Raw genomic sequence first — 25057 nt, forward strand, 5'->3', positions numbered from 1 at the left:
GTCAACGATGAGCTCACTACTGGCAGCTGGTGCTGACGCTAGCATTCAGGCAAGCGCCCTTTTCACAGCAGACGGTTCTGCAACCCTGCTCGGCGCTTTTGTTTCTGAAATTATTGGTACCGGCATTCTGATTCTGCTGGGTGCAGGTGTCTGCGCCGCAGTCACCCTGCCCAAGTCAGCAGCCAAGAACACCGACTGGCTGACTATTGCCTTCGGTTGGGGCTTTGCAGTGTTTGCCGCCGTTTACATGTCAGCCCCCTCCGGTGCTCACCTGAACCCTGCTGTTACCCTGGGCCTGTTGATTGCCGGTAATGACTTTGCCCCCGGTATTGCCCCCACCGTTGGTCACTTCTTCGTTTACGTAGCAGCCCAGATGATCGGTGCCTTCCTGGGTGCCTGGGGCGCCTACCTGGTCTACAAGAAGCACTTTGACGAGGCAGAACCCGGAACCACCAAGGGTATCTTCTCCACCGGCCCCGCTATTCGCTCCTACGGCTGGAACACCCTGACCGAGGCCTTCGGCGCTTTCGTCCTGGTCGGCTTCGTACTGGCTTCCGGCAGCACCCCCTCAGGCCTCGGCCCCCTGGCGGTCGCCTTCATCGTCGTCTCCATCGGCCTGTCCCTGGGTACCCCCACCGGTTACGCCATCAACCCCGCCCGCGACCTGGCACCCCGCCTGGCCCACGCCCTCATGCCCATCAAGGGCAAGGGCTCCTCTGACTGGGCCTACGCCTGGGTTCCCGTCGTAGGTCCGCTCCTCGGCGCCGCAGCTGCTGCCCTTCTCGTCCCCGCCCTGCTGGGCTAAGCCGAGCACCGGCGTCCGCCCCCTAAACTAAAGACAACCCCTCACCGCGCCAAGGAAGGCGCACTCACGAAAAGAGAAAACCATGTCACAGCTCCCCGAGCGCAAGAAGTACGTCCTCTCCATCGACCAGGGCACCACCAGCTCCCGCGCCATCCTCTTCACCAAGACCGGTGAAATCAAGAGCGTCGGCCAGTACGAGCACGAACAGATCTTCCCCAAGGCCGGCTGGGTTGAACACAATCCGTTGGAAATCTGGGAGAACGTCCGTAAGGCCGTCGGTGAAGCCCTCACCAAGGCGGAAGTCAACCACCACGAAATCGCCGCCGTCGGTATCACCAACCAGCGTGAAACCGCCGTCGTCTGGGACAAGAACACCGGCAAGCCCGTCTACAACGCCATCGTCTGGCAGGACACCCGCACCCAGAAAATCTGTGACGAACTGGCAGGCGAAGACGGCCCCGGTAAGTACCACGACATCGTCGGCCTCAACCTGGCCACCTACTTCTCAGGCCCCAAGATTAAGTGGATCCTCGACAACGTCGAAGGCGCCCGTGAGAAGGCAGAAGCAGGCGACCTGCTCTTCGGTAACACCGACACTTGGGTCCTGTGGAACCTGACCGGCGGTGTTGAGGGCGGCGTACACGTCACCGACGTCACCAACGCTTCTCGCACCCTGCTGATGAACATCAAGACCCTGGAATGGGACGAATCAATTGCCGCTGACATGGGCATTCCCATGAGTATGCTGCCCGAAATCAAGTCCTCCTCCGAAATCTACGGTTACGGCCGTTCCAAGGGTCTGCTCAACGGCACCCCCATCGCCGGTATTCTGGGCGACCAGCAGGCAGCCACCTTCGGCCAGGCCTGCTTCGAAAAGGGCAAGGCCAAGAACACCTACGGCACCGGCAACTTCATGCTCATGAACACCGGTAACGAGCCCGTCATTTCAGAAAACGGCCTACTCACCACCGTAGCCTACAAGCTGGGCGACGCCGACCCCGTCTACGCCCTCGAAGGCTCTGTCGCCGTCTCCGGCTCCCTGATCCAGTGGCTGCGCGACAACCTCAAGATGATCGACAACGCCGCCGAATCAGAAGAACTGGCCACCAGCGTTGAAAACTCCGGCGGCTGCTACGTCGTCCCGGCCTTCTCCGGCCTCTTCGCACCCCACTGGCGATCCGACGCCCGCGGCGTCATCGTTGGTCTGACCCGCTACGTCAACCGCGCCCACATCGTCCGCGCAGCCCTTGAAGCAACCGCCTTCCAAACCCGCGAAGTTCTGGACGCCATGAATGCCGACGCCGAAGCAGCAGGCACCAAGGTCTCCCTGGAAGAACTGCGCGTCGACGGCGGTATGACCGCCAACGAGTTCCTCATGCAGTTCCAGGCCGACCTGCTGGGTGTACCCGTTATCCGCCCCAAGGTCATCGAAACCACCGCCCTGGGTGCTGCCTACGCCGCCGGTATCGCCGTCGGCTTCTGGGAGGGCGAGCAGGACGTCATCGACAACTGGGCCGAGGACAAGCGCTGGGAGCCTGCCATGGACAAGGACGAAGTCGAGCGCCAGTACCGCCTGTGGAAGAAGGCCGTCTCTAAGACCCTGGACTGGGTCGATGAAGACGTCGAGCAGGACTAGCCCCTAGCCTCCTTCTATTACTGACTACTGAACCGCATGATGGGTCCTCTCTTCACTTTGGGGTGAAGGGAGGGCCTTTCTTATCACCAACTGCTGATGAGATAGGCTTGTGACATGACCTACCACGCCCACACCACAACCCCTTTGGGGGAGATGATTTTAGCTTCGGACGGCACCTCCCTCACCGGCGCCTGGTTTCTCGGCCAGGCCCACGCCCCGAAGACTGAAGTGCTGGGCCACCGGGTTGAGGTCAGCGACTGCGATGTTCTGACGGACGCAGCAGCCCAACTTCTTGAATATTTTGAGGGGAGCCGCCAGGAATTTGAGGTGCCGCTCAAGCCTGACGGCACTGATTTTCAGCTAGCCGTGTGGGAGGCTCTGCTTGATATTCCCTACGGATACACCACCACCTACGGGGCGATCTCAAAGATCGTGGGCCCAGGTGCCCCCGCCCAGGCGGTTGGCCAGGCCGTAGGCCACAATAAACTGTCAATTTTCATTCCCTGTCACAGGGTTCTTTCTGCAGATGGGAAACTTACTGGTTACGCCGGTGGGCTGGAGCGCAAGCAATTCCTGCTCACCCTTGAAGCCCCCAGTGCTGCCGAGGAAGGCCGCCTCTTCTAACGGTCTTGAATAGGCCAGGACGACCCCGCCCCGCTTACCAACCGTGAGATTGGTAAGCGGGGCGGGGCCGTTCTTGGGAGTTAGAGTTTACTTGCGGTTCAGACCGATGCGCTGGGCTGCAACCATTGCAAGTCCAGAAGCCAGCAGGCCAAAAGCTGCGAAGCTATTGACGACGATGTCTTTAGCAAGACCAGTTGCGGCAAGATTTTGGGAAGGGCCGCCATAGGTTTTATGTGTATTCATAGTTGAAACTGTATCGGTTGAAGGTGAAGGCTTGATGAAAGGCGTCTGAAGATTTCCGGTGTTTTCTTCATTCTTCGGAGCCGTTAGATCAGGGGCTGCCCGCTCAGGGCTGACTACATCGGCCTTGATGAGGGTATCAGTCTTGTGGACGTCGGTGGCAGCTTGATCGGTTGGTTCAGCGGTTGGTTCGGGTGCAGTCTCTGGCGTTACCTCCTGGGTAGGTTCGGGGGTAGGAACAGGCGTGGGCTCGGGGGTCGGCTCAGGGGTCGGCTCAGGGGTCGGCTCAGGGGTCGGCTCAGGGGTCGGCTCAGGGGTCGGCTCGGGAGTAGGTTCCGGAGTGGGCTCGGGAGTAGGTTCCGGAGTGGGCTCGGGAGTAGGTTCCGGTGTCGGCTCGGGAGTAGGTTCCGGTGTCGGCTCGGGAGTAGGTTCCGGTGTCGGCTCGGGAGTGGGCTCAGGGGTAGGCTCAAGTGCTGCTTCAGCGGCGTCCTCTTCGGCATCCCGGGCCAGCAGGTCTTCTAGTTTCTCGGGGTTCGTCTCGTTGACTTCGCCCCAGGCAGGGTCAGCAACGTCAGTCCGGCTGATACCAGAGAGGCAGCTCCAATCCTCAAAGGAGTTGTACTGCAATTTCAAGCTCAGCAAATCTGAGTTATCCGCCCAGACCGCAAGTGCACAGGGGTCAGAGATGAAGTTATTGCGCAAATCAACCCGCTGAATCTTTTCAATTTCAGGGAGAGTCTGGACCCCGGTCAGCCGGTTATGGCGGAGGGAGATGTCAATGAGGTAGGGGGTATTTTTGAAGCTCACCCAGCTCAGGTCAGCCACCCTATTGTTATCGGCTTGGACAGTCTTGACCCGGTAGGGCAAGCCGGTGAGGTGGGTGAGGCGATTGTTGTTGACCTTGACGACGGTAAGTTCTTCGAGGCCAGCTAAGGGTTCAAGGCTGCGAATCTTGTTGTTTTCAGCGGTGAGGCTACCCAGGGAAGGAACCTGGGCCAGGGGGGTGAGGTCTTTTACCTGGTTGTGAGAAACGTCGATACTATGCAGCTTGGTCAGGCCAGCCAAGGGGCTGAGGTCGCTGACTGCCTGGTAAGGAATGCGCAGCCAGCTGAGGTTGCGGGCGTGCTCAAGGCCGGTGAGGTCAGTAATTTTTTCGTCAGCTGGAGTGCTGTATCCAATGCAGGGCAGGGTCTGGATCTGCTGCAGAACCTTATTGACAATTGCGGTATCTTCGGGAATTCCCAAAGTGGTGAAGATGCACTTGCGCAGGGCCGGATCAGGCACGTTGACTTCGAAGACCGCTTCGTCAGGATCAGTGAGGGGCGGGCGGAAGAAGGGGTCCTCGTAGAGGTCGGGGAAAATCTTCCAGAAGATAGGCAGAGGACGGTCAGCTGCTGTGGGGTCACCCCCGGCTAGCTCGAAGGTAGCAAGGATAGGCGCTCCCTTATCCCCCTTATAGAAACCGACGATTCGTTCTGACAGCTCGGCAATCACGGGTGCGTGTGAGTAGACCAGCAGGGTGTTACCGCGGATTTCCCAGGTGAGGTCGGGCAGGTCGGCAATAGCTTCTTGGGTTGCCTGGGCCGGCCCGGTGCCTGCCATAGTGTTGGCGGTGGTTGCATCGACAAGCAGCTGCTTGTTGGCGAAGTCAATGGTGGGGTTTTTGAAGTGGACGTCAAGGTAGCCGTTGTATTTGCTCCAGTGGACGTGGCCGGTGAAGTGCAGTTTGCCGGGGTTGGCCGGGTCGAAGGTTTGGCCGGGGGCCGCCTGCCATTCGAGGTCCTTGGTGCCGGGAAGAATGCGGTTACCTTCGAGGTGGGTTTCAGCGCCTGGCCCGAGGTAGCTGCGCCAGCTGTTGACGTAGTTCCAGTTAGCTGAGCCTTCCACGAGGCTAACGGGCTGATTTGCTTCTGCAGGTGAGGACACAGCCGGTGCGGCTTCAAGGGCCTGGTCGGGGGTTGCGTAGGCAATGGTGGGGGCTGCCGCTGCTGAGCCGACGATGAGGGCAGCTGCAAGAGCTGTCACTGTGTGGGGTGTTTTCAACTCGATCATCCTTGATGGTGTTGGAAATAAAGGCGATGTGTGGCCTAGTCAAACTTATTTATTAGTATTACCTAAGTTTGAGCTTTGTGTACCCATTTATCATAGTGAGGCCTACCAGCTTAATCGAGAATATTAACCTATTAAGACATACTTTTTTAACTTATTTGCTATTTTTAGCCCGGATTGCCGTCACCCTGCCAGGACGTACTCCCCTAACCGGCCCCGCGTCCTACCCCCTCCTGGCAGAATAGAAAGTATGACTTCCACCTTCGCTCCCTCAGCCACCCCGGCCGCCTGCGTTTGGATCGACGCTGATGCCCAGGAGGCCACCGACTACTACAGCCAGGCCCTTCCCCTCACCACTGCGTCCCCCAACCCCATGCTTTCAACCCTCAGCATCGACGGAACCAGCCTCTTTCTTCTGACGGCAGGCAACACCTACTCGCCCAATCCGTCAATCTCCGGTTTCCTCCGCTTCTCCGCCGACAGGTTTGGCAGCCAGGACCAGGCCGAAGAAGCCCTGCGGCGCACCTACCAGGCTGTAGGCGAAGGCGGGGATCTTATACCCCTTCAGGCCTACCCCTTTGCCCCACTTTTTGCCTGGGTACGCGACCGCTACGGCTTCACCTGGCAGCTCATGCTCGAAGAAACCCCCAGCGACCTACCCTTCTTCACCCCCTGCTTCATGTTCGGCAATATCGCCCACGGCCACTGCGAGAAGGCCACCGACACCTGGATGAGCCTGCTGGGCGGCGAGCGCCTGAGCCTGACCCGTCATGGGGAGGGCTCCTACTTAGAACCTGAAGCCGTCCAGCTCACCACCTTCACTCTGGGTGACGGGGTGTTCTCTGCAATTGATGCCGGTACCTTCCACGATTTCACCTTCTCCCCCGGGGTCTCAATCGTCCTCTTCTACCAGGACCAGGCGGGCATTGACGGGGCCTGGAAGGTTTTGTCCCAGGTTCCGGACGCCGAGCGGTGCGGCTGGTGCGTGGATTCTTACGGGGTTTCCTGGCAGGTCCTGCCCCAGAACATTGGGGAGTTGATGGCCGACCCGGATACCCTTTCGTCCGTTCTCGCGATGGGAAAAATTGACCTCAACCAGCTGTAGCCATGAACCTCTTAACCTACGCCCAGCGGTGCCTGGGGGCTTCTTTCGACGAAAGGCCCCTGGCCCCGGCAGATCTGTGCCTGCTGAACGAACTAGCTTATCTTCCCCTGGATGCCCTGGCTGAGCACCATGCCGGTTTTGTTCACGGCATTGGGGTGGGCCAGCTGGCCCAGGAGTTTATAACCGATAGCAGCTTGCGGTCTAACTGGTTTTTAGCCACCGGCCAGCGTCTCCAGCTCCTGAAGCTGGTGGCAGCTTCCCAACGGTTTTCTGGGCTTCGTTTTTATCACTATGCGGCCCGGCAGGACGCCTCAGAGCAGGTGCAGTTTGCGGCTTTAACTCTGGTTATTCCGGGGGTTCACCGTCAGGTGGTGTTCCGGGGAACGGACGATACCTTAATCGGTTGGAAAGAAGATTTTCATCTGGCGGCCCGGCAGGATATCCCAGCCCAGGCTTTGGCGGTGGAGTATTTAAGCCAGGCCCTGGCCTCTAAATCGCCTGAGCCTGTGTATGTAACCGGCCATTCTAAGGGTGGGCATCTTGCAGTTCACGCTGCTAGCGTGCAAAGTACGCAGGGGCAGGACGGCATCACCCAGGTACTGGCCTTTGATGCGCCGGGTTTTGTGGAAGGTTTCCTAGACCACCCCGGGTATCAGAGGATCCTGGGTAAGCTCGTGGATATCATCCCGGTCGATAGTATTGTGGGCCGCCTGATGTATAAGAGGTCAACCCCTGAGGTTGTGACTAGCGGTGCTTTCGGTTTGATGCAGCACTCTATTTTTCTGTGGCGGTGTACGCCCGAGGGCGAGTTCATGCGTGCAGGGCACCCGACTCCGTCCAGTGACCGGGTGGAGCAGGTCACCCGCGCCTGGTTGAACCGTCACACCCCGGAAGAAATCCAGCAGGTTGTTGATATCTGTTTTGCGCTGGCGCTGGATGAGGGTTACACCAGTCTTCTTGAGATTACCCAGAATGTTGTGCCTTTTGTTCAGCGGATGAAAGCCAAGTCTGCCGAGCTAGACCCTGAATCCTACGCCCTGGCTCAGGAGTGCTTGGAGGATTATTTGGCCTTGTGGAGGCAGGTTCGGAGTGAGCAGAAATCTACCGCTGAGACGTCCCGGCTCGTCCAGTTTGAGGCAGGTTTGCGGGCGTCCTTGATGACCCGTTTCGGCTCAATGTGGGCTGGGCAGAGGACGGACGGGGCCCCGGTCACCGAGGACGGCGAGGCGTAGACCCCCTGACGCCCCGTCCCTGCTGGCCCACCGTCCTCAAGGGCAAGGGGTACCCAGGAAGAGTTTCTGGAGTATTCTCCTGCAGAGCACAGAACAAGGGGTGCGATAGGCCCTTCATGAGAGTTTCCTTGGGGTAAGCTGGGCGTCACATACCATTAATCACTCGTGAGGGAACCCTTATGTCTACCACCTTAAGCAAGGCATCTGCTATCTCAGCAGTTTGTGCCGTCCTCCTTTTGTCAGCCTGCGGGAGCCAGGGAAACACGGAAGCCTCAACCACTGAAGCCAGCCCGACAGTCTCAAGTGCCGCGGCTTCTCCGGTAGCAAGCAGCGCACCCGCGACCTCAGCCAGCCCCAGCGCCCAGGAAACCTCCCCGGCCCCAAGCCCCACTGCTGAAGCCAGCAGCGAGCAAGCCAGCCCCACCCCTGAGCAGCCCACCCCGGAACCCACCCAGGATGCTGAACCTCTCGCCCAGGCCGGCACCAACTGCGGCCCCAGCAACACCGGACGCACCACCCTCGTCCTCGCAGAAGGATCAGCAAGCTGCACTGAAGTCCAGCAGGTCTTCGCAGACTTCAACGCCCAATTCACCGGATCCACCGACCCGGTCAATATCAATGGGTACACCTGTAACTCCTACTCAGAGTTTGCCACCACCTTTATGGGTCGAACCGTCACCTGTGAAGGCAAGGGCAACCGACTTGAAGCCATGACTGACTACCGTTTAGGGGGAATCCCGATCGGCGACCCCCTCCCCTACTCCCTGACGTCCCTCACCGGCCACTTTTCTATCACGGCCCAGGCCCACGGGGTGAGTTGCTCCTTCGGTGAAGGCAACCACTTCATTTGTGTGACCCCCAGCGGTGGCAATACCAACCTAACGATTCGTTTCGATGAAAACGGCTCAATAGTCCAAAACACCACTAAGGAAAGCACTGTGGTCACAGACGTTGAGCCTCTCCCTACCGGGTATTCCATTAATACAGCAACAGCCTCCTGCCTCAACGACGGCACCTACCTGGTCTGTTCCAACGGAACGACCACCTTCCGCTTTAACGCCACCGAATTTACGGAATTGTAGAGTCCCGCTCCCCGCCCCGGGAAGTAATGAACGCCCGCCCCACTCGTCCTTGCCAGAGGCAGGATGGGTGGGGCGGGCGTCCTTTATGCCTTGAGTGCCGAGTGGAACTTAGCGTCTTAGGCGGGCATGACCAGTGAGAGGACGTAGACCCAGACGCAGAGGATGACCAGCAGGGCCAGCGAGTACTTGATCGCGGCATTGGTGATCTTGGATTCCTGGCCAGACATGTTGACTGACGCGGCTGCAATTGCGATGGACTGCGGGGAGACGACCTTAGCCATGACACCACCTGCGGTGTTCGCAGCAACCAGCAGGCCGGAGTTGGCGCCAATCTGGCTTGCGGTGGTGGCCTGCAGGCCGGCGAAGAGGGTGTTGTTGTTGACCACGGAGCCGGTGACGAACACGCCGATCCAGCCGATGATGGGCGAGAAGAGCGGGAAGATGGAACCGACAGCTGCCAGGGCCAGGGCCAGGGCGGAGGACATGCCACCGAAGTTCATCACGTTCGCAACAGCCATAACCAGGCAGATCAGCAGGATGGGCTGCCACAGCTGCTTCCAGGCGCCGCCGAGTTCTTCGAAGGCAGCCTTCCAGCTGATGTTTGAGATAGCAATGGTGATGAGGGCGGCCAAGAGGATAGCGGTGCCCGAGGCGCCGAGGAGGTTCCAGTTCCAGACAGCTTTCATGGCGGTAGGTTCAGCCACGATGGGAGAAACCTGGGAAATCTGGCCGTGCAGGGCGGGCATCTTGACGGGGATGGTGGTCCAGTTCAGGGCGCCTGCTGCTGCAGTTTCAGTTGCGGGTTTGACCAGGTTCTTGACCACGGGGGTGGACCAGAGCAGGATCATGATGGACAGGACGATGAAGGGGCTCCAGGCCTTGACGACACCAGAGAAGGTGAAGCCGCTGGGGCTCTTTTCAAGTTCTTCAAGGGAGGGGGCGCCGGGCTCACGGTAGATGTGGGCGGGCTGCCACTTCATCATGGTGACGGCCAGCAGAATCAGACCGAGCAGGAAGGGGATGATGTCAACGAGTTCGGGGCCGATTGCCAGCAGAACGCCTGCCTGGGCGGCGGAGACGACGATGCCTAGGCCCAGGGCAACGAGGCCGGTTTCCTTGAGGCCGCGCAGGCCGTCCAGCATCATGACGAGCAGGACGGGGACGAAGACGGTGATGAGCTGCAGGACCCAGACCATCATGGAGTTGAGGTCAGCATGGGGTACGCCGGAGACGGTGGAGCCGGTGAGGACGGGGATGCCGATAGCACCGTAGGCGCCGGACGCGACGTTTGATACCAGGGCCACGAGACAGGCCTTGATGGGGTCGAAGCCTAGGGTAACGAGCAGGGCGGCACAGATGGCGATGGGGATACCGAAGCCTGCAGCGCCTTCAAGGAAGCCACCGAAGCAGAAGGCGATGAGCAGTACCTGGATGCGCTGGTCAGCGGAGACTGCTGAGACGGAGCCTCGAATGACGTCGAAGTTACCGGCGCGGACGGTGATGCGGTAGAGCCAGACGGCCATGAGGACGATCCAGCCGATGGGCCACATGCCGGAGAGGAAGCCGTATCCGATCGCTGAGATCGAGGAGGCGAAGGGCATGCCGAAGACAAGGACGGCGAGGCCGACAGCCGCTGCGAGTGCGACGAGGGCGGCGTGGAGGCCCTTCATTTTGAGGACGGTGAGCCCGAGGAGGAAGACGAGGATCGGCACGGCTGCCACGAGGGCTGAGAGTGCCTGGTTGTTCAGTGGGTCGTAGACCTGCTGCCACATAGGATTAGTTTTCCTTCACTGCGGGCTGTTATCCCGCGCTTGTGTTTATGTGCTTTTAGCACTTCGTTCTCTTCTAAAATACCACTGATTCACACACAAAACACAGGAAAACCAACACAGGGCCTGTTCAGCGCTTTTGGTCTATTCCCCCTGAAGACAGACAAGCCTGCCCACCATCCAACCCCGGATCACAAAAACCAGCATTTATGCAAGTCACAAGAGGTTTTTTAAACCCTAGATCTGGGCTTCACTCCCCTTATTTCACCCCTTACCTTAAGGCCGTGTACTTGCTTACACTCCCAGACAACAGTAAGACTGCCCCCTACCGGCCCACCCCACAAACCCCACAGAACCCACACAGCCCTGAAGCTAAACATCATGCCATCGCAAACCACTAATCTATGTTTCTGCATGGATGCGCTCACGCGGCATCACCACGGGCTGGTCAGACCAGACCTTCCGCCCGGTAGAAACGGTTAAACGAGATGCCATGGCCGCCTTCATCTACCGCTTCGAGATCCTGACCTAGGAAGACCTACCCCAGCCCCCTATGGGGAGCCTACCGGGTAGCATGAGCCGGTTCCACCCTCCTGGGTGGGGCCGGCTCTTATGTTGCCTACAAGCTCACGAGGTAGCGGTGGCTTGGACGGTCTGCCAGGTCAGCTAGGGTACGTTCCAGGCTAGTTACGCGAATTCCCGGGCTGAACACGGTGGTGTCAGTGGGCAAGTACAGTTCCCCATGGTGAACGGTGAACCCCTGGGCGCGGGTACGGTGATAGGAATAGACGTGCAGGGTCTCTGGCACATCACTGTAGGGCAAGCCGTGCAAGATGGCGGCGGTATGGTGCGAAAAAATAAGATCAGGGGTAGAAGCAGTCTGGGCTACGATACGGGCCAGGTACTGTTCTTCAGCAGTGAGCCGCTCCCAGTCCTTACTGTGCATGTAGGCCCCCCGAACCACTCTCCTGTAAACCCCTTTATTCAAGGCAGCAGATAGCTGGTGGGTATGTGCGTAGCGGTGGGCCAAGCTGTGATAGGTCAAAAGTTTGGTGCTGAGTTCTTCAAGGTTCGTCATACTGTCCAGGGTAGAAAAAACCTACCGGCCTGCCCAGACCACCAGGGCCCTGTGGAAAACCCTTCACCACCCCTCGGCCTTGCCCTTGCAGGGGAAAAGAGGGGGAAGGGCGTCCTAACCCACCACGTTTAGTGAAGCTACTACTCACCTGGCAGAAATATGACGCTACCAGGGGATACAAAAAAGCTCTGTTCACTAGTTTCCTAGTGAACAGAGCTTACTCTGTCGGGTTGACAGGATTTGAACCTGCGACCCCTTGACCCCCAGTCAAGTGCGCTACCAAGCTGCGCCACAACCCGATTGTCTCTTGTGAACTTTCCGTTCCCTTGAGCACTCGTATAACTATACACACCTTCTGAAGGGAGTGCAAAATCGAAAACCGGGTTTTTGGGGCTTTTTTGAAGCGTTTTAGGTCACATTCTTGGTGTGGCCAGTTTCCAGCCAGGCTCCAGCTAGGCCACGGGGCGGGGCAGGTGCCTGCTGGCCCTACCCCGCCCCGTCCTGGAGCCCTAGGCTACACGGTTAGCGACGACCGCCCTTGCCGGACTTCCCGCTCTGACGCTCCCCCAGGCTGCGGCGCTCACGCACGCGCATGGTGATGTCAATGGGGGTGCCGGTGAAGTCGAAGGTTTCACGCAGGCGGCGGGCGATGAAGCGGCGGTAGCCGGGATCAAGGAAGCCGGTGGTGAAGAGGACGAACTTGGGCGGGCGGGAGGACACCTGGGTGCCGAAGAGGATACGGGGCTGCTTGCCACCGCGCAGGGGGTGGGGGTGGGCGGCCACGATTTCACCCAGGAAGGCGTTGAGACGGCCGGTGGGGATACGGGAGTCCCAGGATTCCAGGGAGCGTTCCAGGGCGGGAACCAGTTTGTCCTTGTGCCAGCCGGTCTTGGCTGAGATATTGACGCGGGGGGCCCACTTCACGTGGGCCAGGTCGCGTTCAATTTCGCGTTCGAGCATTTCGCGGCGGTCTTCGTCCAGGGTGTCCCACTTGTTGAAGGCCAGCACCATGGCTCGGCCGGAGTCTACAGCCATCTGCACAATGCGGACGTCCTGCTCGCTCAGGGGTTCTGAGACGTCCAGGAGCACTACGGCAACCTCAGCACGCTCAATGGCGGTCTGGGTACGCAGGGAGGCGTAGAAGTCTGCGCCCTTGGCCATGTGCTGGCGGCGGCGGATACCTGCAGTATCGACAAAACGCCAGGGGCGGCCGCCCAGTTCAACGATTTCGTCCACGGGGTCGCGGGTGGTGCCTGCCAGGTCGTTAACGACGGCGCGTTCTTCCCCGGCCAGCTTGTTGAGCAGGGAGGACTTGCCCACGTTGGGGCGGCCGATCAGGGCGATACGACGGGGGCCGCCCAGGGCCTCGGGTTCGGCGTACTGGGAGTGTTCGGGCAGCACCTCCATCATGGCGTCAAGCATGTCAGCCAGGCCGCGGCCGTGAACACCGGAGACGGGGTGGGGCTGGCCCATACCGAGTGACCAGAGGGCGTGAATTTCTGCTTCCTGGTGTTCGGTATCAACCTTGTTGGCAACCAGCAGAATCGGCTTATCGACGCGGCGGAGCATGCGCACGATGGCTTCGTCGGTGGCTGAAATACCAACCATGGCGTCGACCACGAGCAGGACGACGTCCGCGTGGGCAACAGCGATTTCAGCTTGGGCTGCTACCTGGGCGTCAATACCCTTGGCGTCAGCTTCCCAACCGCCGGTGTCGACCAGGGTGAAGTCCTTGCCGTTGTGTTCGGCCTTGTAGGAGACGCGGTCGCGGGTGACGCCGGGCTTGTCTTCAACGACGGCTTCGCGGCGGCCCAGGATTCGGTTGATGATGGTGGACTTACCGACGTTGGGGCGGCCAACGATGGCGACGACGGGGTCAGCTTCCTGGTTGTCGTCCTCGTCGATGTCGAAGCCCCAGGAACCCAGCAGGGCGCGGTCTTCGTCGTCCAGGTCGTAGTCTTCGAGGCCGGCCAGTAGGGCTTCTGCGCGTTGGTTGGCGGTTTCGTCGTCGATTTCGGCCAGGCGGTCCGATACGTCATCGTCGCCGCCGCCGAGGAACTTGACCTCGTAGTCGTCGTGGGGGGTGAGTTCGTCGCTCATGCGATTCCTCCTGTGGTGCGGGCCCGGCGGGTGCCGGGGTGTGGTCTTAAGTCTAATGAATGGGGCGGACGCGGGCCGCCCGGGCTGGTCTTAGCTGTTGAGTTGGGCTTCTACAGCGTCGATGACGGCGGCGATGGTCTCTTCAAAGTTGAGGTCTGACGAGTCAACGAGGGTTACTCCATCGGCGGCTTCGGTGAAGCTGGTGACCTTGGAGTCCTTGGCGTCACGGGCTGAGACTTGGGCTGCGAGCTGTTCGGAGTTCTGGGTGCCTCCCAGCTGCAGACCGCGGCGGGCCAGGCGGACTTCTTCGCTGGCGGTGAGCAGGACGCGGGCGTCGGCGTCGGGGGCAACGACGGTGGTGATGTCGCGACCTTCTGCCACCATGCCGGTCTGAGAACGGGCGATGAAGTCCCGCTGCAGGTCAATCAGGATCTGGCGGACGTCCATATTCGAGGCAACCGCTGAGACGGCCTCTGAGATGCGGGGCTCACGGATAGCCTCGCGTACGTCCACTCCCCCGACTTCGATGACCTCTTCGTCGGGGCTGGTGCCCTGCACATAGGGGAAGCTGCGGGCAGCAGCAACCAGGGCGGCAGCGTCGGAGGTGTCCACCTGGGTGTCCAGGCAGTACCAGGTTAGGGCGCGGTACATGGCGCCGGTGTCCAGGTATTCGAGCCCGTAGTGGCGGGCCACGGCCTTAGACACTGAGGACTTGCCGGAGCCAGAAGGGCCGTCAATGGCGATCACGAGCTTGTCAGACATGGTTTTCTTCCTTACTTGACGACCTTCCAGCCGCGGCTGGTGAGGTCTTCGATGAGTTTTTCGTGTTCGTTAGGGTTGACCGACAGCTCAGCCATACCCACCTGGGCGCCGGGTGAATGTTCTAGGCGCAGGTCTTCAAGGTTGACTCCGAGTTCCCCGATCTCAGCCAGCAGGCGGGCCAGGGTGCCGGGGGCGTCGTCCACCAGCACGGTGAGCTGGGCAAAGGCGGACGGGGAGCCGCCGTGCTTGCCGGGTATGCGGGCCACGCCCGAATTACCCTCGCTCATCAGCTGGGCGATATCGAGCCTAGCCCCGGCAGCGGTGGGCGCTTCCAGGGTGCTGATGAGGCGCTCTAGGTCTTCGCGTACCCCGTAGAGGGTCTGCACCACGGGCTCGGCGTTGGCCGAGAGGATCTGCACCCACAGGCCGGGGTCTGAGGCCGCGATCCGGGTGGTGTCACGCAGGCCCTGCCCGGCCAGGCCGAGGGCGTAGAGGGGGGTGTCCTGCAGGCGGGAGGCCAGCAGGGAGCTCATGACCTGGGGAACGTGGGAAATCAGGGCGACGGTGCGGTCGTGCTCTTCGACGTCCATGTGGGTGATGGTGGACCCCAGTTCGGTTGCCAGCTGTTGGGCGACCTTGACCAGTTCGGGGCGCACAGCCTCGTGGTCGCAGAGCACCCAGGGGCGGGCGGAGAAGAGCTCCCCGCGGGCAGCCACGGGGCCGGACTTTTCACGTCCGGCCATGGGGTGGGTGCCCAGGTAGCGGCTCACATCAGCCCCAGCTGCCCGCACCTGCTCTAAGATCCCTGACTTCACCGAGGCAATATCAATGACGAAGGAGGCCGGGTAGTCGGCGAGCGCCCGCACCACCAGATCGGCGGTAACGTCCGGGGGCGCTGCCACGACGACCAGCTGGGGGGTCAGGACGAGCCGATCACCGGCGTCCTGCCCGGGCTTGTCGCTGGTGGCTACCCACTCGGCGTCGAGGGCCCGCAGGGAAATACCGGCGCCGATGTCTTCAGCGACGGCTTCGGTGGTGGGTGAGATGTCGCTGATGTAGACGGTGTAGCCGCAGTGGCGGAGGCCCAGGCCAATGGAAGCGCCCAGCAGACCCGCCCCGATCACCAGGACGGGGCCGTGCAGGTGGGAGTCAAAAACGGTGGGTGAACCGCTCATTACATACCTACCGAGGCCAGCAGCTTGCCGATTTCAACCTTGGAGAGGTTGCGTACGGTGCCCTGCTTCTGGGAGCCGATGTGGATGGGGCCCATCTCAACGCGCACCAGCTTCTCGACGGGGTAACCGACGTGCTCGAACATGCGGCGGATAATGCGGTTCTTGCCGGAGTGGATGGTGACCTCAACCAGGACGTGGCCGGGGGTGGAGTCAACCAGCTTGAACTCGTCGACGCGGGTGACGCCGTCCTCCAGACGCAGGCCCTTCTTCATGGCTGCGCCGATACCGGGTTCCATGGGGCCGGGTACCTGTACCAGGTAGGTCTTGGGGACCTCATAGGAGGGGTGGGTCAGGCGGTTGGCCAGTTCTCCGTCGTTGGTTAGCAGCAGCAGACCTTCGGTTTCGACGTCCAGGCGGCCCACGTGGAAGACCCGTTCGGTCATGGATGAGCGCAGGAAGTTGGAGATGTTGGGGCGGCCGTCGGGGTCGTCCATAGCGGAGACGACGCCGGCGGGCTTATTCAGAACCATGTAGACCAGCTTGTCGTTGGTCTGGATGGTCATGCCGTCGACCTGGATAGAAACCTGGTCGGGGTTGACGCGCACGCCCAGCTCAGTGACCAGAACATCGTTGACGGTCACGCGGCCTTCTTCAATCATTTCTTCGCAGACGCGGCGGGAGGCCACACCGGCGGACGCCATGACCTTCTGCAGGCGGACGCCCTCGTGGTCGTAGAAGGGGTAGTGGTCGACGGGCGCGTTCTTGGGTCGGCGCGGACGGTGGGGGCCAAAGTTCTTGGTGCCACGGTTGGCCGGGCGGAACTCGCCCATCTCCTTGGCAAAGGGCTGGCCTGAGCGGAACTTGGGGCCCTTGCCGGTGCCTGCCTTGCGGGGGCCTCCGGGGGTGCCGGGTTTGGCCCCCTTGTTGCCCTTAAAACCACCCTTACCGGCGCCGCCCTTGCCTGCGCCAGCAAAGCCCTTGCCGCCGCGTGACGCACCAGCCTTGCCAGCGCCGGGGCGGCCGCCGCGTCCTGCGTTGCCTCGTGAATTGTTTCCGTATGCCATATCTTTTTCCTCTTCTTCTGTGGTCTAGGTGGGCCGTGGTGGGCCCCGTGGTGTCTATTTAGTCTGTGGTGATGTCCAGGACGGCCCCGCTGCTGACCTCTTCAGGGTCGGGCAGGTAGGGAGCTAGGGCGGGCAGCTCGTCGAGGGAGTTGAGCCCTAGTTTTTCCAGGAGGGTGTCGGTGGTGATGTACTGGGTGGCGCCCTTCTCGTCCGGCACGGTTTCGGTAATCAGCCCGCGATGGAGCAGGTTCCGCACGGCTGCGTCCGCCGATACCCCGCGCACCTGGGCGATGTAGGCCCGGGTGGCTGGCTGCTGGTAGGCGATGACGGCCAGGGTTTCGAGGGCGGCCCGAGTGAGTTTGGTGGTTTGGGCCCCCACCACGAACCGGCCAACCCAGGGGGAAAAGTCCTCCCGGGCATAGAGCCGCCAGCCGCCAGCGATTTGACGGAGTTCAAAGCCCCGGGGTTCGTGGGTGCCGGTGTCGTCGTCGTAGCCGTTGTAGTCGCGCACAAGCTCGTCGAGGGCCGCTTCAATGGCCCGCTCTGAGACGATCAGGGCTGCGGAGAACTCACGCACGCTCACCGGGACGTCAGCTACCGCCAGGATCGCCTCGATGGCAGCTTTCACGCCGCCCGGTTGCAGTTCCACGCGGGCTATGTCTGCGGACGAGGCCGCCACCACCGGCTTTGTGCGGGCAGCCCGGGCGCGGGGCTGGGGCCTGGTGGCCTGCGGTTCAGGCTCGGGGGCCGGTTCCGGCTCGGGGGCTGGTTCCGGTTCAGTCTCGGACTCAGGCTCAGCGGCTGACTCAGACTCAGCGGCTAGCTCCTGTTCGACGGTTTGATCCCCGTCGGGGGCTTCTTCTGCCTCTGCTCCCCAGGTGTCGGAGAGCAGGATTTTCAGGTCGTCGTCGCTGTAGTCAGGGTTAGACATGGGCGGCCTCCTCCGGGTGCTCGTGGCGGGTGAGGGTCAGGGTGATGGGACCGAGGGTGACGTCTTGGCTCACGTCGAGCAGGCCCTGCTTGTAGAGTTCGAGGACGGCCAGGAAGCGGACGGCGATAACCTCCCGGTTGGCTGCCCGCTCACAGATGTCTGTGAAGGTCAGGGGTGTGGTGGCCTGCTGTAGCCGGCTGAGTATTTCTGCTTCTTCCACGGCGATGGTGGTGGCCGGTTGGTAGATGTGGCCGGTGTCGATCTGCTCTGGTTCTGGATCTGTGTCGGCTGCTTCGTGCAGGCGCAGGGCGCGGGCGGCAATCTCGGCGAACCCTTGTGGGGTGAGGTCGAAGACCAGTTCGGGTAGCACCTGGGCGAAGGCTGGTTCGAGGGCGACGGTGCGGGCGAAGCGGTGGGATTCTGCAGCGAATTTTTCGGCCAGGACGGCTGTGACCTCCCGGTAGGCCCGGTATTGGAGCAGGCGGGCAAAGAGGAGGTCGCGGGCTTCAAGGAGTTCGGGGTTGGCCTGGATGGCCTTGTCTCCGCGCGGAAGGAGGCGGGCGGTTTTGAGTTCTATCAGGGTGGCGGCGGTGACCAAAAATTCGCTGGCGGTGTTGAGGGCGACGTCGTGGCCCCGGGGGTGGTCGGTGTCGAAGGCGTCCTTGATGTAGGTGAGGAATTCGTCGGTGACTTCAGCCAGGGCAATGTCGGTGATGTCGAGTTTACGGCGGGAAATCAGAGTGAGGAGGAGGTCGAAGGGGCCTTCGAAGTTGCTCAGGGTGAGCGTGAAGGGCGCGGGGGCGCCTGCGTCTAGTGTGTTCGGTACCGTCACGGCAGCGAGTCTCCTGTGGGTCTTTGAGCCAGGATTCGGCGGCTTCTCATGAGCCGTTCTTTTTACTGTGTTTTAACTATTCTGCCCGCCTACCCCGAGGTTCTTCAAGGGCAGACGGGCAAAAGTAGCCTAGAGCATAGGGGCAGACGCGTTTAGGGGGCACCGCCACGGGAGATGAGTTCGCGGGCCAGCTGGCGGTAGGCTTCTGCGCCGGGGTGGTTGGTGGCGTAGGAGAGGATGGGTTCAGCTGACACGGAGGCGTCGGGGAACTTGACGGTGCGCTTGATGACGGTGTCAAAGACCTTGTCGCCGAAGGCGTCGATAATACGGGCCAGGACTTCCTTGGAGTGCAAGGTGCGGGAGTCAAACATGGTGGCCAGCACACCGTCGATTTCGAGCTTGGGGTTGAGGCGGTCTTGCACCTTTTCGATGGAGTCCACCAGCAGGGCTACCGCACGCAGGGCGAAGAACTCGCAGATGAGGGGGATAATGACGCCGTGGCTTGCGGTCAGGGCGTTGACGGTCAGCAGGCCCAGGGAGGGCTGGCAGTCAATCAGGATCACGTCGTAGTCGTTTTCGACCTTGCGCAGGGCGCTGGCCAGGACCTGCTCGCGGGCAACCTCATTGACGAGCTGCACTTCGGCTGCGGAAAGGTCGATGTTAGCGGGGAGCAAGTCGATGTTGTCGAATTCGGTGTCTTGGATGACTTCGCGGATGTCGACCTTGCGGTCCATCATGACGTTGTAGATGGTGAGGTCGAGTTCGTGGGGGTTGACGCCGAAACCGGCAGACAGAGCGCCCTGGGGGTCGAAGTCGACGAGGAGGACGCGGCGTCCTGCTTCTGCGAGCGCGGCACCGAGGTTGATGGTGGAGGTGGTTTTTCCGACGCCGCCTTTTTGGTTGACCATGGAGATGATGCGGGCGGGCCCGTGGGTGGAGAGGGGGGCGGGGTCTGGGTAGACGCGCAGGGGGCGGCCGGTGGGGCCGAGTTGTTCAGCGCCGGTTTCAGTCACTGTGTTCTCACCTTTGGTTGGGTTCGTAGACGTTTATCTACCAGTTTAGCCGGTGGGTGCAAGTCTTCTCCGCCAGCTCCGCCCAGTCTTCTTTCTCTTGCCTGTTGCCAGGTGCTGGTGAGGGGTGTGGAGGGTAGGACGCCGCGCCCCACTCCCCTGCCCCTAGGTAGGAAAGCGGAGGGCGGCGTCCTCACCGAAAGTTAACCGGCTAGCTACGCAGCACCTTGGCGATATCGTCCAGCACGCTCATATCTTCAATGGTGGAGGGCACGGTGTACTGCTCGCCGTCTGCAATCTGACGCATGGTCTTACGCAGGATCTTGCCGGAGCGGGTCTTGGGTAGGCCATCCACGATCTTGACGTCCTTGAAGTCGGCGACCGCCCCAATATCGTTACGCACACTGGCGATCAGCTCAGCAGCTAGCTGCTCTTCACTAATATTAGCACCGGCCTTGAGCACCACATAGCCTGCGGGGCGCTGGCCCTTGAGCTGGTCAGCCACACCGATCACGGCGCACTCAGCGACAGCCGGGTGACCGGCGAGCACCTGTTCCATAGCCCCAGTGGAGAGGCGGTGGCCCGAGACGTTAATAACGTCGTCCGTCCGGCCCATGACGAAGACGTAGCCATCCTCGTCCAGGTAGCCGGAGTCGCCGGTGGTGTAGTAGCCGGGGAAGGCATCGAGGTAGGAGGAAATGTAGCGGTCATCGTTGCCCCAGAGGGTTGGCAGGGTACCCGGAGGCATAGGCAACTTGATGGCCAGGTTACCCTCTTCGCCAGGGCCGACGGGCTCGCCGAAGGGGTCAAGCACCTGCAGGTTGTAGCCGGGCGAGGGCACCGACGGGGAGCCGGGCTTCAGGGGCAGGGCTTCCAGGCCGCGAGGGTTAGCGGCAATAGCCCAGCCGGTTTCGGTCTGCCACCAGTTATCAATAACGGGCACGCCTAGTTTCTCGGTGGCCCAGTGGTAGGTTTCGGGGTCCAGGCGCTCACCGGCCACGAAGAGTAGCTGCAGGGAGGAAATGTCGTAGTTCCCCAGCAGCTCAGCCTCGGGGTCAGCCTTGCGGATGGCTCGCAGGGCAGTGGGGGCAGTGAAGAGGGACTTGGCACCGGATTCCTGAATGACGCGCCAGAAGGCACCCGCGTCCGGGGTACCCACAGGCTTACCCTCATAGAGCACGGTGGTTGCCCCGGCCAGCAGGGGGCCGTAGACGATGTAGGAGTGGCCCACTACCCAGCCCACATCCGAGGCGCACCACATGACTTCCCCGGGCCCTACGTTGTAGATGTTTTTCATGGTCCAGCTCAGGGCGACGGCGTGCCCGCCGTTATCGCGCACAACCCCCTTGGGGGCGCCGGTGGTGCCGGAGGTGTAGAGAATGTAGAGGGGGTCGGTGGCCTTGACCGCAACCGGGCCGTGGGGCTCAGCCTGGGCGACTGCCTGCCCCCAGTCCAGCCAGGTCACACCGGTGGAGTTCTCGTCAGCCCGGCGCACCGCGTCAGCCACCGTGTTTTCAAAGCCATCCCGCTCAAAAACCAGCACGGTGGCAGGCTTGGTCTGCGACAGTTCTATTGCTTTTTCAACAGCCGGGATGTATTCAATGCGGCGCTTTGGTTCAACACCGCCCGAGGCGGTCAGCACTACCTTGGGTGAGCAGTCGTTGATTCGGCTGGCCAGCTCATTGGGGGCAAAACCACCGAAAACGACCGAGTGAACAGCGCCCAGGCGGGCAACTGCCAGCATGGCCATGGCAGCCTGGGGAATCATGGGCATATAGATGAGCACACGGTCGCCTTTTTCGACCCCGGCGGACGCGAGCGCCCCGGCAATTTTTTCCACCTCTGCTTTGAGGTCGGCGTAGGTGATGTTTTGGCGGGTGCCGAGCATGGCGGAGTCGTAGGTGATGGCGGTGCGGTCGCCGTGACCAGCTTCTACATGGCGGTCGACGGCGTTGTAGCAGGTGTTGAGGGTGCCGTCGGGGAACCAGCGGTAGAGGGGGGCGGCGCTGTCATCGAGGGCACGGGTGGGTTTGGTGTCCCAGGTGATGGCTTCTGCTTGTTCGAGCCAGAAGTCTTCGGAGTGTTCGATACTGCGGGTGTAGGTTTCGCTGTAGGTTGCCATGTGGGGTGCTCCTTACGGACGCTGGGGTGGGGTTGGGTGGAGGGAGTTGTTTTTAAGGTAGTGCCCTGCGTCACCCAGGGCAAGTGTTTGTATACATAAATTTGAATTACCCCCAATAATGACGCAATATTTCGGGAATCTTCCGTAATTTTTTCCGGCTCTGTATACAAAACCGGTGCGACTGTTCTAGAGTGATACCAATCCCATTGTTGGTGGGATGAATCACACGGCAGATCTGAGAGGAGAGACTGGTGAGAGCTGGCGAACTGGCTTATCAGAGCCTACGCAGCGACATCATGGAGGGTATGCTCGCCCCCGGGTCTGTTATTGCTGAAGTTGAGCAGTCAGAGCGTTTGGGTGTCTCCCGCACACCGGTGCGGGAGGCGATTTCCCGGCTCCTGGCAGAGGGGCTGGCTGAGCCTGCCCCGGGGCGGGGCGTGATCGTCGCCCCGATTTCCCTAGCGAACGTGTATTCCCTGTTTGAGCTACGCACGGCACTCGATAGCACGGCAGCTGCCCTAGCCGCCCGTCGGGGTAACCCTGAAACCTTTAGCCAGCTGGCTAAGGCTTTCGAGGCGGCCTCCCTTGACCTGCACCAGGGCACAGCCAAACTGGCCGAATACTACGCCCTGGTTGACGAGCTTGATAGTGCCATCGACCAGGCTGCCGCCAACCGCTACCTGCACCAGGCGCAAACGTCCTTACGCACCCAACTGACGCGAATCCGCAAGCTGTCCAAGGCCAACCCCATCAGGCTGGCCCAGGCCGCTGAAGAACACGCCCAGATTGCCCGCTGTATCGCCTCCGGCGACCCCCAGCTGGCTGAAGCGGCCACCCGCCTCCATCTGGCTAATGCTCTCTACGCTATCGAAGAGGCTGCTGCCTCCCAGAGCCAGCACAGTATTTTCGAGCACCCAAATCTTTCCCCGTCCTCATCCCCAACAGCCGACGCGAGCGCAGACGCCCGCTAGGCACCACCCTGAAAGGAATACCCGTGACTAAGCTCCATTCCGTTCGTGTTTACCGTTCTGAGGAGAACCTGCCCCGCGAGGAGCAGCTGGCCTACAAGCTGGCTCAGGTAGCCACCGACCCCGTTGAGGTCCTGCCCGAGGTTGAAGAGATGGTGATCAACCGCATTATTGATAATGCTTCTGTGGCTATCGCTTCTCTCAACCGCGGCCCCATTATCTCCGCCCGCGACCAGGCCCTGACTCACGCCCACTCCCCCAACGGCAAGGGTGCCGCTATCTTCGGCGTTGCCGCTAGCACCAAGGTTTCCCCCGAGTGGGCTGCCTGGGCTAACGGTGTGGCCGTTCGCGAACTGGACTACCACGACACCTTCCTGGCTGCCGAGTACTCCCACCCCGGCGACAATATCCCCCCGATTCTGGCGGTCGCCCAGCATGTAGGCTCCACTGGCCGCGACCTGATTCGCGGTATCGCCACCGGCTACGAGGTTCAGGTTGATCTGGTCAAGGCCATCTGCCTGCACAAGCACAAGATTGACCACGTCGCCCACATCGGCCCGTCCGCCTCCGCCGGTATTGGCACCTTGCTGGGCCTGGACACCGAAACCATCTTCCAGGCCATCGGCCAGGGCCTGCACACCACCACCGCCACCCGCCAGTCCCGCAAGGGCGAAATCTCCACCTGGAAGGCCCACGCCCCGGCCTTTGCAGGCAAGATGGCCGTTGAAGCAGTTGACCGTGCCATGCGCGGCCAGACCTCCCCCGTGCCGATCTACGAGGGTGAGGACGGCGTCATCGCCTGGATGCTGGACGGCCCTGACGCCCACTACGAGGTTCCCCTGCCCGAGCCCGGCGAGCCCAAGCGCGCTATCCTCGATACCTACACCAAGGAACACTCCGCTGAGTACCAGGCCCAGGCCTGGATTGACCTGGCCCGCAAGCTGCACCGGGAGCACCCCGAGTTCGCCAACCCCGAGAACATCGAGTCGATTGTTCTGCACACCTCCCACCACACCCACTACGTCATCGGTTCAGGCGCCAACGACCCCCAGAAGTACGATCCCACCGCTACCCGCGAAACCCTGGATCACTCTATCCCCTACATCTTCACTGTCATGCTGCAGGACGGCGAGTGGGACCACGTCGGCTCCTACGCCCCCGAACGTGCCCAGCGTGAAGACACCGTAGCCCTCTGGCACAAGGTCACCACCGCCGAGGACGCCGAATGGACCCGCCGCTACCACTCCAACGATCCGGCCGAAAAGGCCTTCGGTGGCCGCGTTGAAATCAAGCTGGCCAACGGCGAAACCTTCAGCGAAGAAATCGCCGTAGCTGACGCCCACCCGCTCGGTGCCCGTCCTTTCGCCCGCGAAGACTACATCGGCAAGTTCCGCAAGCTGGCCGAAGGCAAGGTCTCCGAAGAAGAGCAGAACCGCTTCATTGAGGCCGCTGAAAACCTGGCCAATCTGGGTGCAGGTGAGCTGGACGCCCTCAACATCACCGCCTCCATCGAGCTGGAAACCGGCAAGAAGGGTATCTTCTAATGCTGTACGCCTCAAAAACTGCCGCCCAAAAGCGCAAGGACCTGCGTGACATGCTGGCCAGCGGCCAGATTCGCCAGTTCCCCGGCACCTACACCCCCATCTCAGCCCGCCTGATTGAAGAAAAGGGCTTTGACGGTATCTACATCTCCGGTGCGGTGCTGGCCAATGAGCTGGGTTTCCCGGACGTCGGCCTCACCACCCTCTCTGAGGTTGCCCAGCGGGCCGGGCAGATTGCCCGCGTCACCAACCTGCCTGCTATCGTGGACGCCGACACCGGTTTCGGTGAGCCCATGAACGTGGCTCGCACTATCCAGGAGTTCGAAGAGTACGGCCTGGCTGGCTGCCACATTGAGGACCAGTTCAACCCCAAGCGCTGCGGCCACCTGGACAACAAGAACATGGTTGACCTTGAAACCGCCACCAAGCGCATCAAGGCCGCCGCTGAGGCCCGCCGGGACGAGAACTTCCTGATCATGGCCCGCACCGACCTGCGCGGCACCTCCTCCCTGGAAGAAACCATCGACCGCATCAAGGCCCTGGTGGACGCCGGTGCAGACGCTATCTTCCCCGAGGCCATGAAGAACCTGGACGAGTTCAAGGCCGTCTGCGACGCCGTGGACGTGCCGGTTCTGGCCAACATGACCGAGTTCGGCAAGAGCGAGCTCTACACCAAGGAGCAGCTGGCTGAGGTAGGGATCAACCTGATTATCTACCCCGTCACCCTCCTGCGTTCCTCCCTGGGAGCTATGGAGCGCGTCCTGGAAACCATCGAGCGCGATGGCACCCAGGAGGCCTACGTGGACCAGATGTTCACCCGCTCCCGCCTCTACGACCTGGTTGATTACGAGGCCTACAACCAGTTCGACACCGGTATCTTCAACTTTGAAGTACCGGGCAAGTTCCAGGCCTAGGGCTTGCCCACCCAGGAC

21 protein-coding genes and 1 tRNA gene are annotated in these 25057 nt (G+C 61.3%); 10 read left to right on the forward strand and 12 right to left on the reverse strand.

All coding sequences use genetic code 11. From position 1 onward, the window contains the following. The first annotated feature begins 7 nt into the window (after window positions 1-7). From L7A15_RS10010 to L7A15_RS10020, 3 genes are all read left to right on the forward strand, one after another. A complete protein-coding gene (locus L7A15_RS10010; RefSeq protein WP_237208971.1) occupies window positions 8-805 on the forward strand; it encodes an MIP/aquaporin family protein in 798 nt (265 codons plus the stop codon). Window positions 806-887: 82 nt separating this feature from the next. After that, window positions 888-2441 carry a glycerol kinase GlpK gene (gene glpK, locus L7A15_RS10015; protein ID WP_237208970.1) on the forward strand — a complete coding sequence of 518 codons (1554 nt, stop codon included), beginning with the start codon at window positions 888-890 and terminating at the stop codon, window positions 2439-2441. 114 nt (window positions 2442-2555) lie between these two features. Then, complete coding sequence (locus L7A15_RS10020; protein WP_237208969.1) at window positions 2556-3065, forward strand: methylated-DNA--[protein]-cysteine S-methyltransferase; 510 nt, start codon at window positions 2556-2558, stop codon at window positions 3063-3065. 87 nt (window positions 3066-3152) lie between these two features. Here the strand turns inward: L7A15_RS10020 and L7A15_RS10025 are convergent, their stop codons facing one another. Then, window positions 3153-5348, reverse strand: a complete 2196-nt coding sequence (locus L7A15_RS10025) for an HtaA domain-containing protein (RefSeq protein WP_237212480.1) — start codon at window positions 5346-5348, stop codon at window positions 3153-3155. Between the two features lie 256 nt (window positions 5349-5604). Here L7A15_RS10025 and L7A15_RS10030 point away from each other — a divergent pair, with 256 nt between their 5' ends. From L7A15_RS10030 to L7A15_RS10040, 3 genes are all read left to right on the forward strand, one after another. Then, complete coding sequence (locus L7A15_RS10030) at window positions 5605-6459, forward strand: VOC family protein (RefSeq protein WP_237208967.1); 855 nt, start codon at window positions 5605-5607, stop codon at window positions 6457-6459. Window positions 6460-6461: 2 nt separating this feature from the next. Continuing rightward, entirely contained in the window at window positions 6462-7691 is a 1230-nt protein-coding gene (locus L7A15_RS10035) for an Mbeg1-like protein (RefSeq protein ID WP_237208966.1), read from the forward strand. Between the two features lie 179 nt (window positions 7692-7870). Beyond that, the gene (locus L7A15_RS10040) at window positions 7871-8773 is read left to right on the forward strand and encodes a hypothetical protein (protein ID WP_237204439.1); all 903 of its coding nucleotides are present in this window, start codon (window positions 7871-7873) and stop codon (window positions 8771-8773) included. 116 nt (window positions 8774-8889) lie between these two features. On the opposite strand, the gene L7A15_RS10045 is transcribed toward L7A15_RS10040, so the two are convergent. Further along, window positions 8890-10545, reverse strand: a complete 1656-nt coding sequence (locus L7A15_RS10045) for an L-lactate permease (RefSeq protein WP_237208965.1) — start codon at window positions 10543-10545, stop codon at window positions 8890-8892. A gap of 415 nt (window positions 10546-10960) precedes the next feature. On the opposite strand from L7A15_RS10045, the gene L7A15_RS10050 reads away from it, so the two are divergent. Then, window positions 10961-11074 (forward strand): S-layer homology domain-containing protein, encoded by a 114-nt coding sequence (locus L7A15_RS10050; protein ID WP_237208964.1) that lies wholly within the window; start codon window positions 10961-10963, stop codon window positions 11072-11074. 87 nt (window positions 11075-11161) lie between these two features. Here L7A15_RS10050 and L7A15_RS10055 read toward each other — a convergent pair whose 3' ends face one another. From L7A15_RS10055 to L7A15_RS10100, 10 genes are all read right to left on the reverse strand, one after another. Beyond that, entirely contained in the window at window positions 11162-11488 is a 327-nt protein-coding gene (locus L7A15_RS10055; RefSeq protein ID WP_237189689.1) for a hypothetical protein, read from the reverse strand. 357 nt (window positions 11489-11845) lie between these two features. Then, a tRNA-Pro gene (locus L7A15_RS10060) sits at window positions 11846-11919 on the reverse strand. A gap of 223 nt (window positions 11920-12142) precedes the next feature. Further along, complete coding sequence (gene der, locus L7A15_RS10065; RefSeq protein WP_237189688.1) at window positions 12143-13720, reverse strand: ribosome biogenesis GTPase Der; 1578 nt, start codon at window positions 13718-13720, stop codon at window positions 12143-12145. A 90-nt stretch (window positions 13721-13810) separates the two neighbouring features. Beyond that, complete coding sequence (gene cmk / locus L7A15_RS10070; RefSeq protein ID WP_237189687.1) at window positions 13811-14482, reverse strand: (d)CMP kinase; 672 nt, start codon at window positions 14480-14482, stop codon at window positions 13811-13813. Window positions 14483-14493: 11 nt separating this feature from the next. Continuing rightward, window positions 14494-15657, reverse strand: a complete 1164-nt coding sequence (locus L7A15_RS10075; protein WP_237208963.1) for a prephenate dehydrogenase — start codon at window positions 15655-15657, stop codon at window positions 14494-14496. Further along, on the reverse strand, window positions 15657-16721 hold the full coding sequence (locus tag L7A15_RS10080; RefSeq protein ID WP_237189685.1) for a pseudouridine synthase: 1065 nt from the start codon (window positions 16719-16721) through the stop codon (window positions 15657-15659). The genes L7A15_RS10075 and L7A15_RS10080 overlap by 1 nt, the downstream gene beginning before the upstream one ends. A gap of 58 nt (window positions 16722-16779) precedes the next feature. Next, window positions 16780-17652, reverse strand: coding sequence for an SMC-Scp complex subunit ScpB (gene scpB, locus L7A15_RS10085; RefSeq protein WP_237208962.1), 873 nt, complete (start codon window positions 17650-17652; stop codon window positions 16780-16782). Beyond that, on the reverse strand, window positions 17645-18484 hold the full coding sequence (locus L7A15_RS10090) for a segregation and condensation protein A (protein ID WP_237208961.1): 840 nt from the start codon (window positions 18482-18484) through the stop codon (window positions 17645-17647). The genes scpB and L7A15_RS10090 overlap by 8 nt, the downstream gene beginning before the upstream one ends. A 152-nt stretch (window positions 18485-18636) precedes the next feature. Beyond that, a complete protein-coding gene (locus tag L7A15_RS10095) occupies window positions 18637-19497 on the reverse strand; it encodes a ParA family protein (protein WP_237204440.1) in 861 nt (286 codons plus the stop codon). 208 nt (window positions 19498-19705) lie between these two features. Next, entirely contained in the window at window positions 19706-21616 is a 1911-nt protein-coding gene (locus L7A15_RS10100; protein ID WP_237208960.1) for a propionyl-CoA synthetase, read from the reverse strand. Window positions 21617-21867: 251 nt separating this feature from the next. On the opposite strand from L7A15_RS10100, the gene L7A15_RS10105 reads away from it, so the two are divergent. Genes L7A15_RS10105 through prpB form a run of 3 tightly spaced genes read left to right on the forward strand, consistent with a single transcriptional unit; the run spans window position 21868 to window position 25039 of the window. Then, entirely contained in the window at window positions 21868-22587 is a 720-nt protein-coding gene (locus L7A15_RS10105) for a GntR family transcriptional regulator (RefSeq protein ID WP_237208959.1), read from the forward strand. Window positions 22588-22610: 23 nt separating this feature from the next. Then, window positions 22611-24128 (forward strand): MmgE/PrpD family protein, encoded by a 1518-nt coding sequence (locus L7A15_RS10110; protein WP_237208958.1) that lies wholly within the window; start codon window positions 22611-22613, stop codon window positions 24126-24128. After that, the gene (gene prpB / locus L7A15_RS10115; RefSeq protein ID WP_237208957.1) at window positions 24128-25039 is read left to right on the forward strand and encodes a methylisocitrate lyase; all 912 of its coding nucleotides are present in this window, start codon (window positions 24128-24130) and stop codon (window positions 25037-25039) included. Before L7A15_RS10110 ends, prpB begins: the two co-directional genes overlap by 1 nt. Window positions 25040-25057 lie beyond the last annotated feature (18 nt).

The organism is Rothia nasimurium (assembly GCF_928391935.1).
Taxonomy (GTDB): Bacteria; Actinomycetota; Actinomycetes; order Actinomycetales; family Micrococcaceae; genus Rothia; species Rothia nasimurium_D.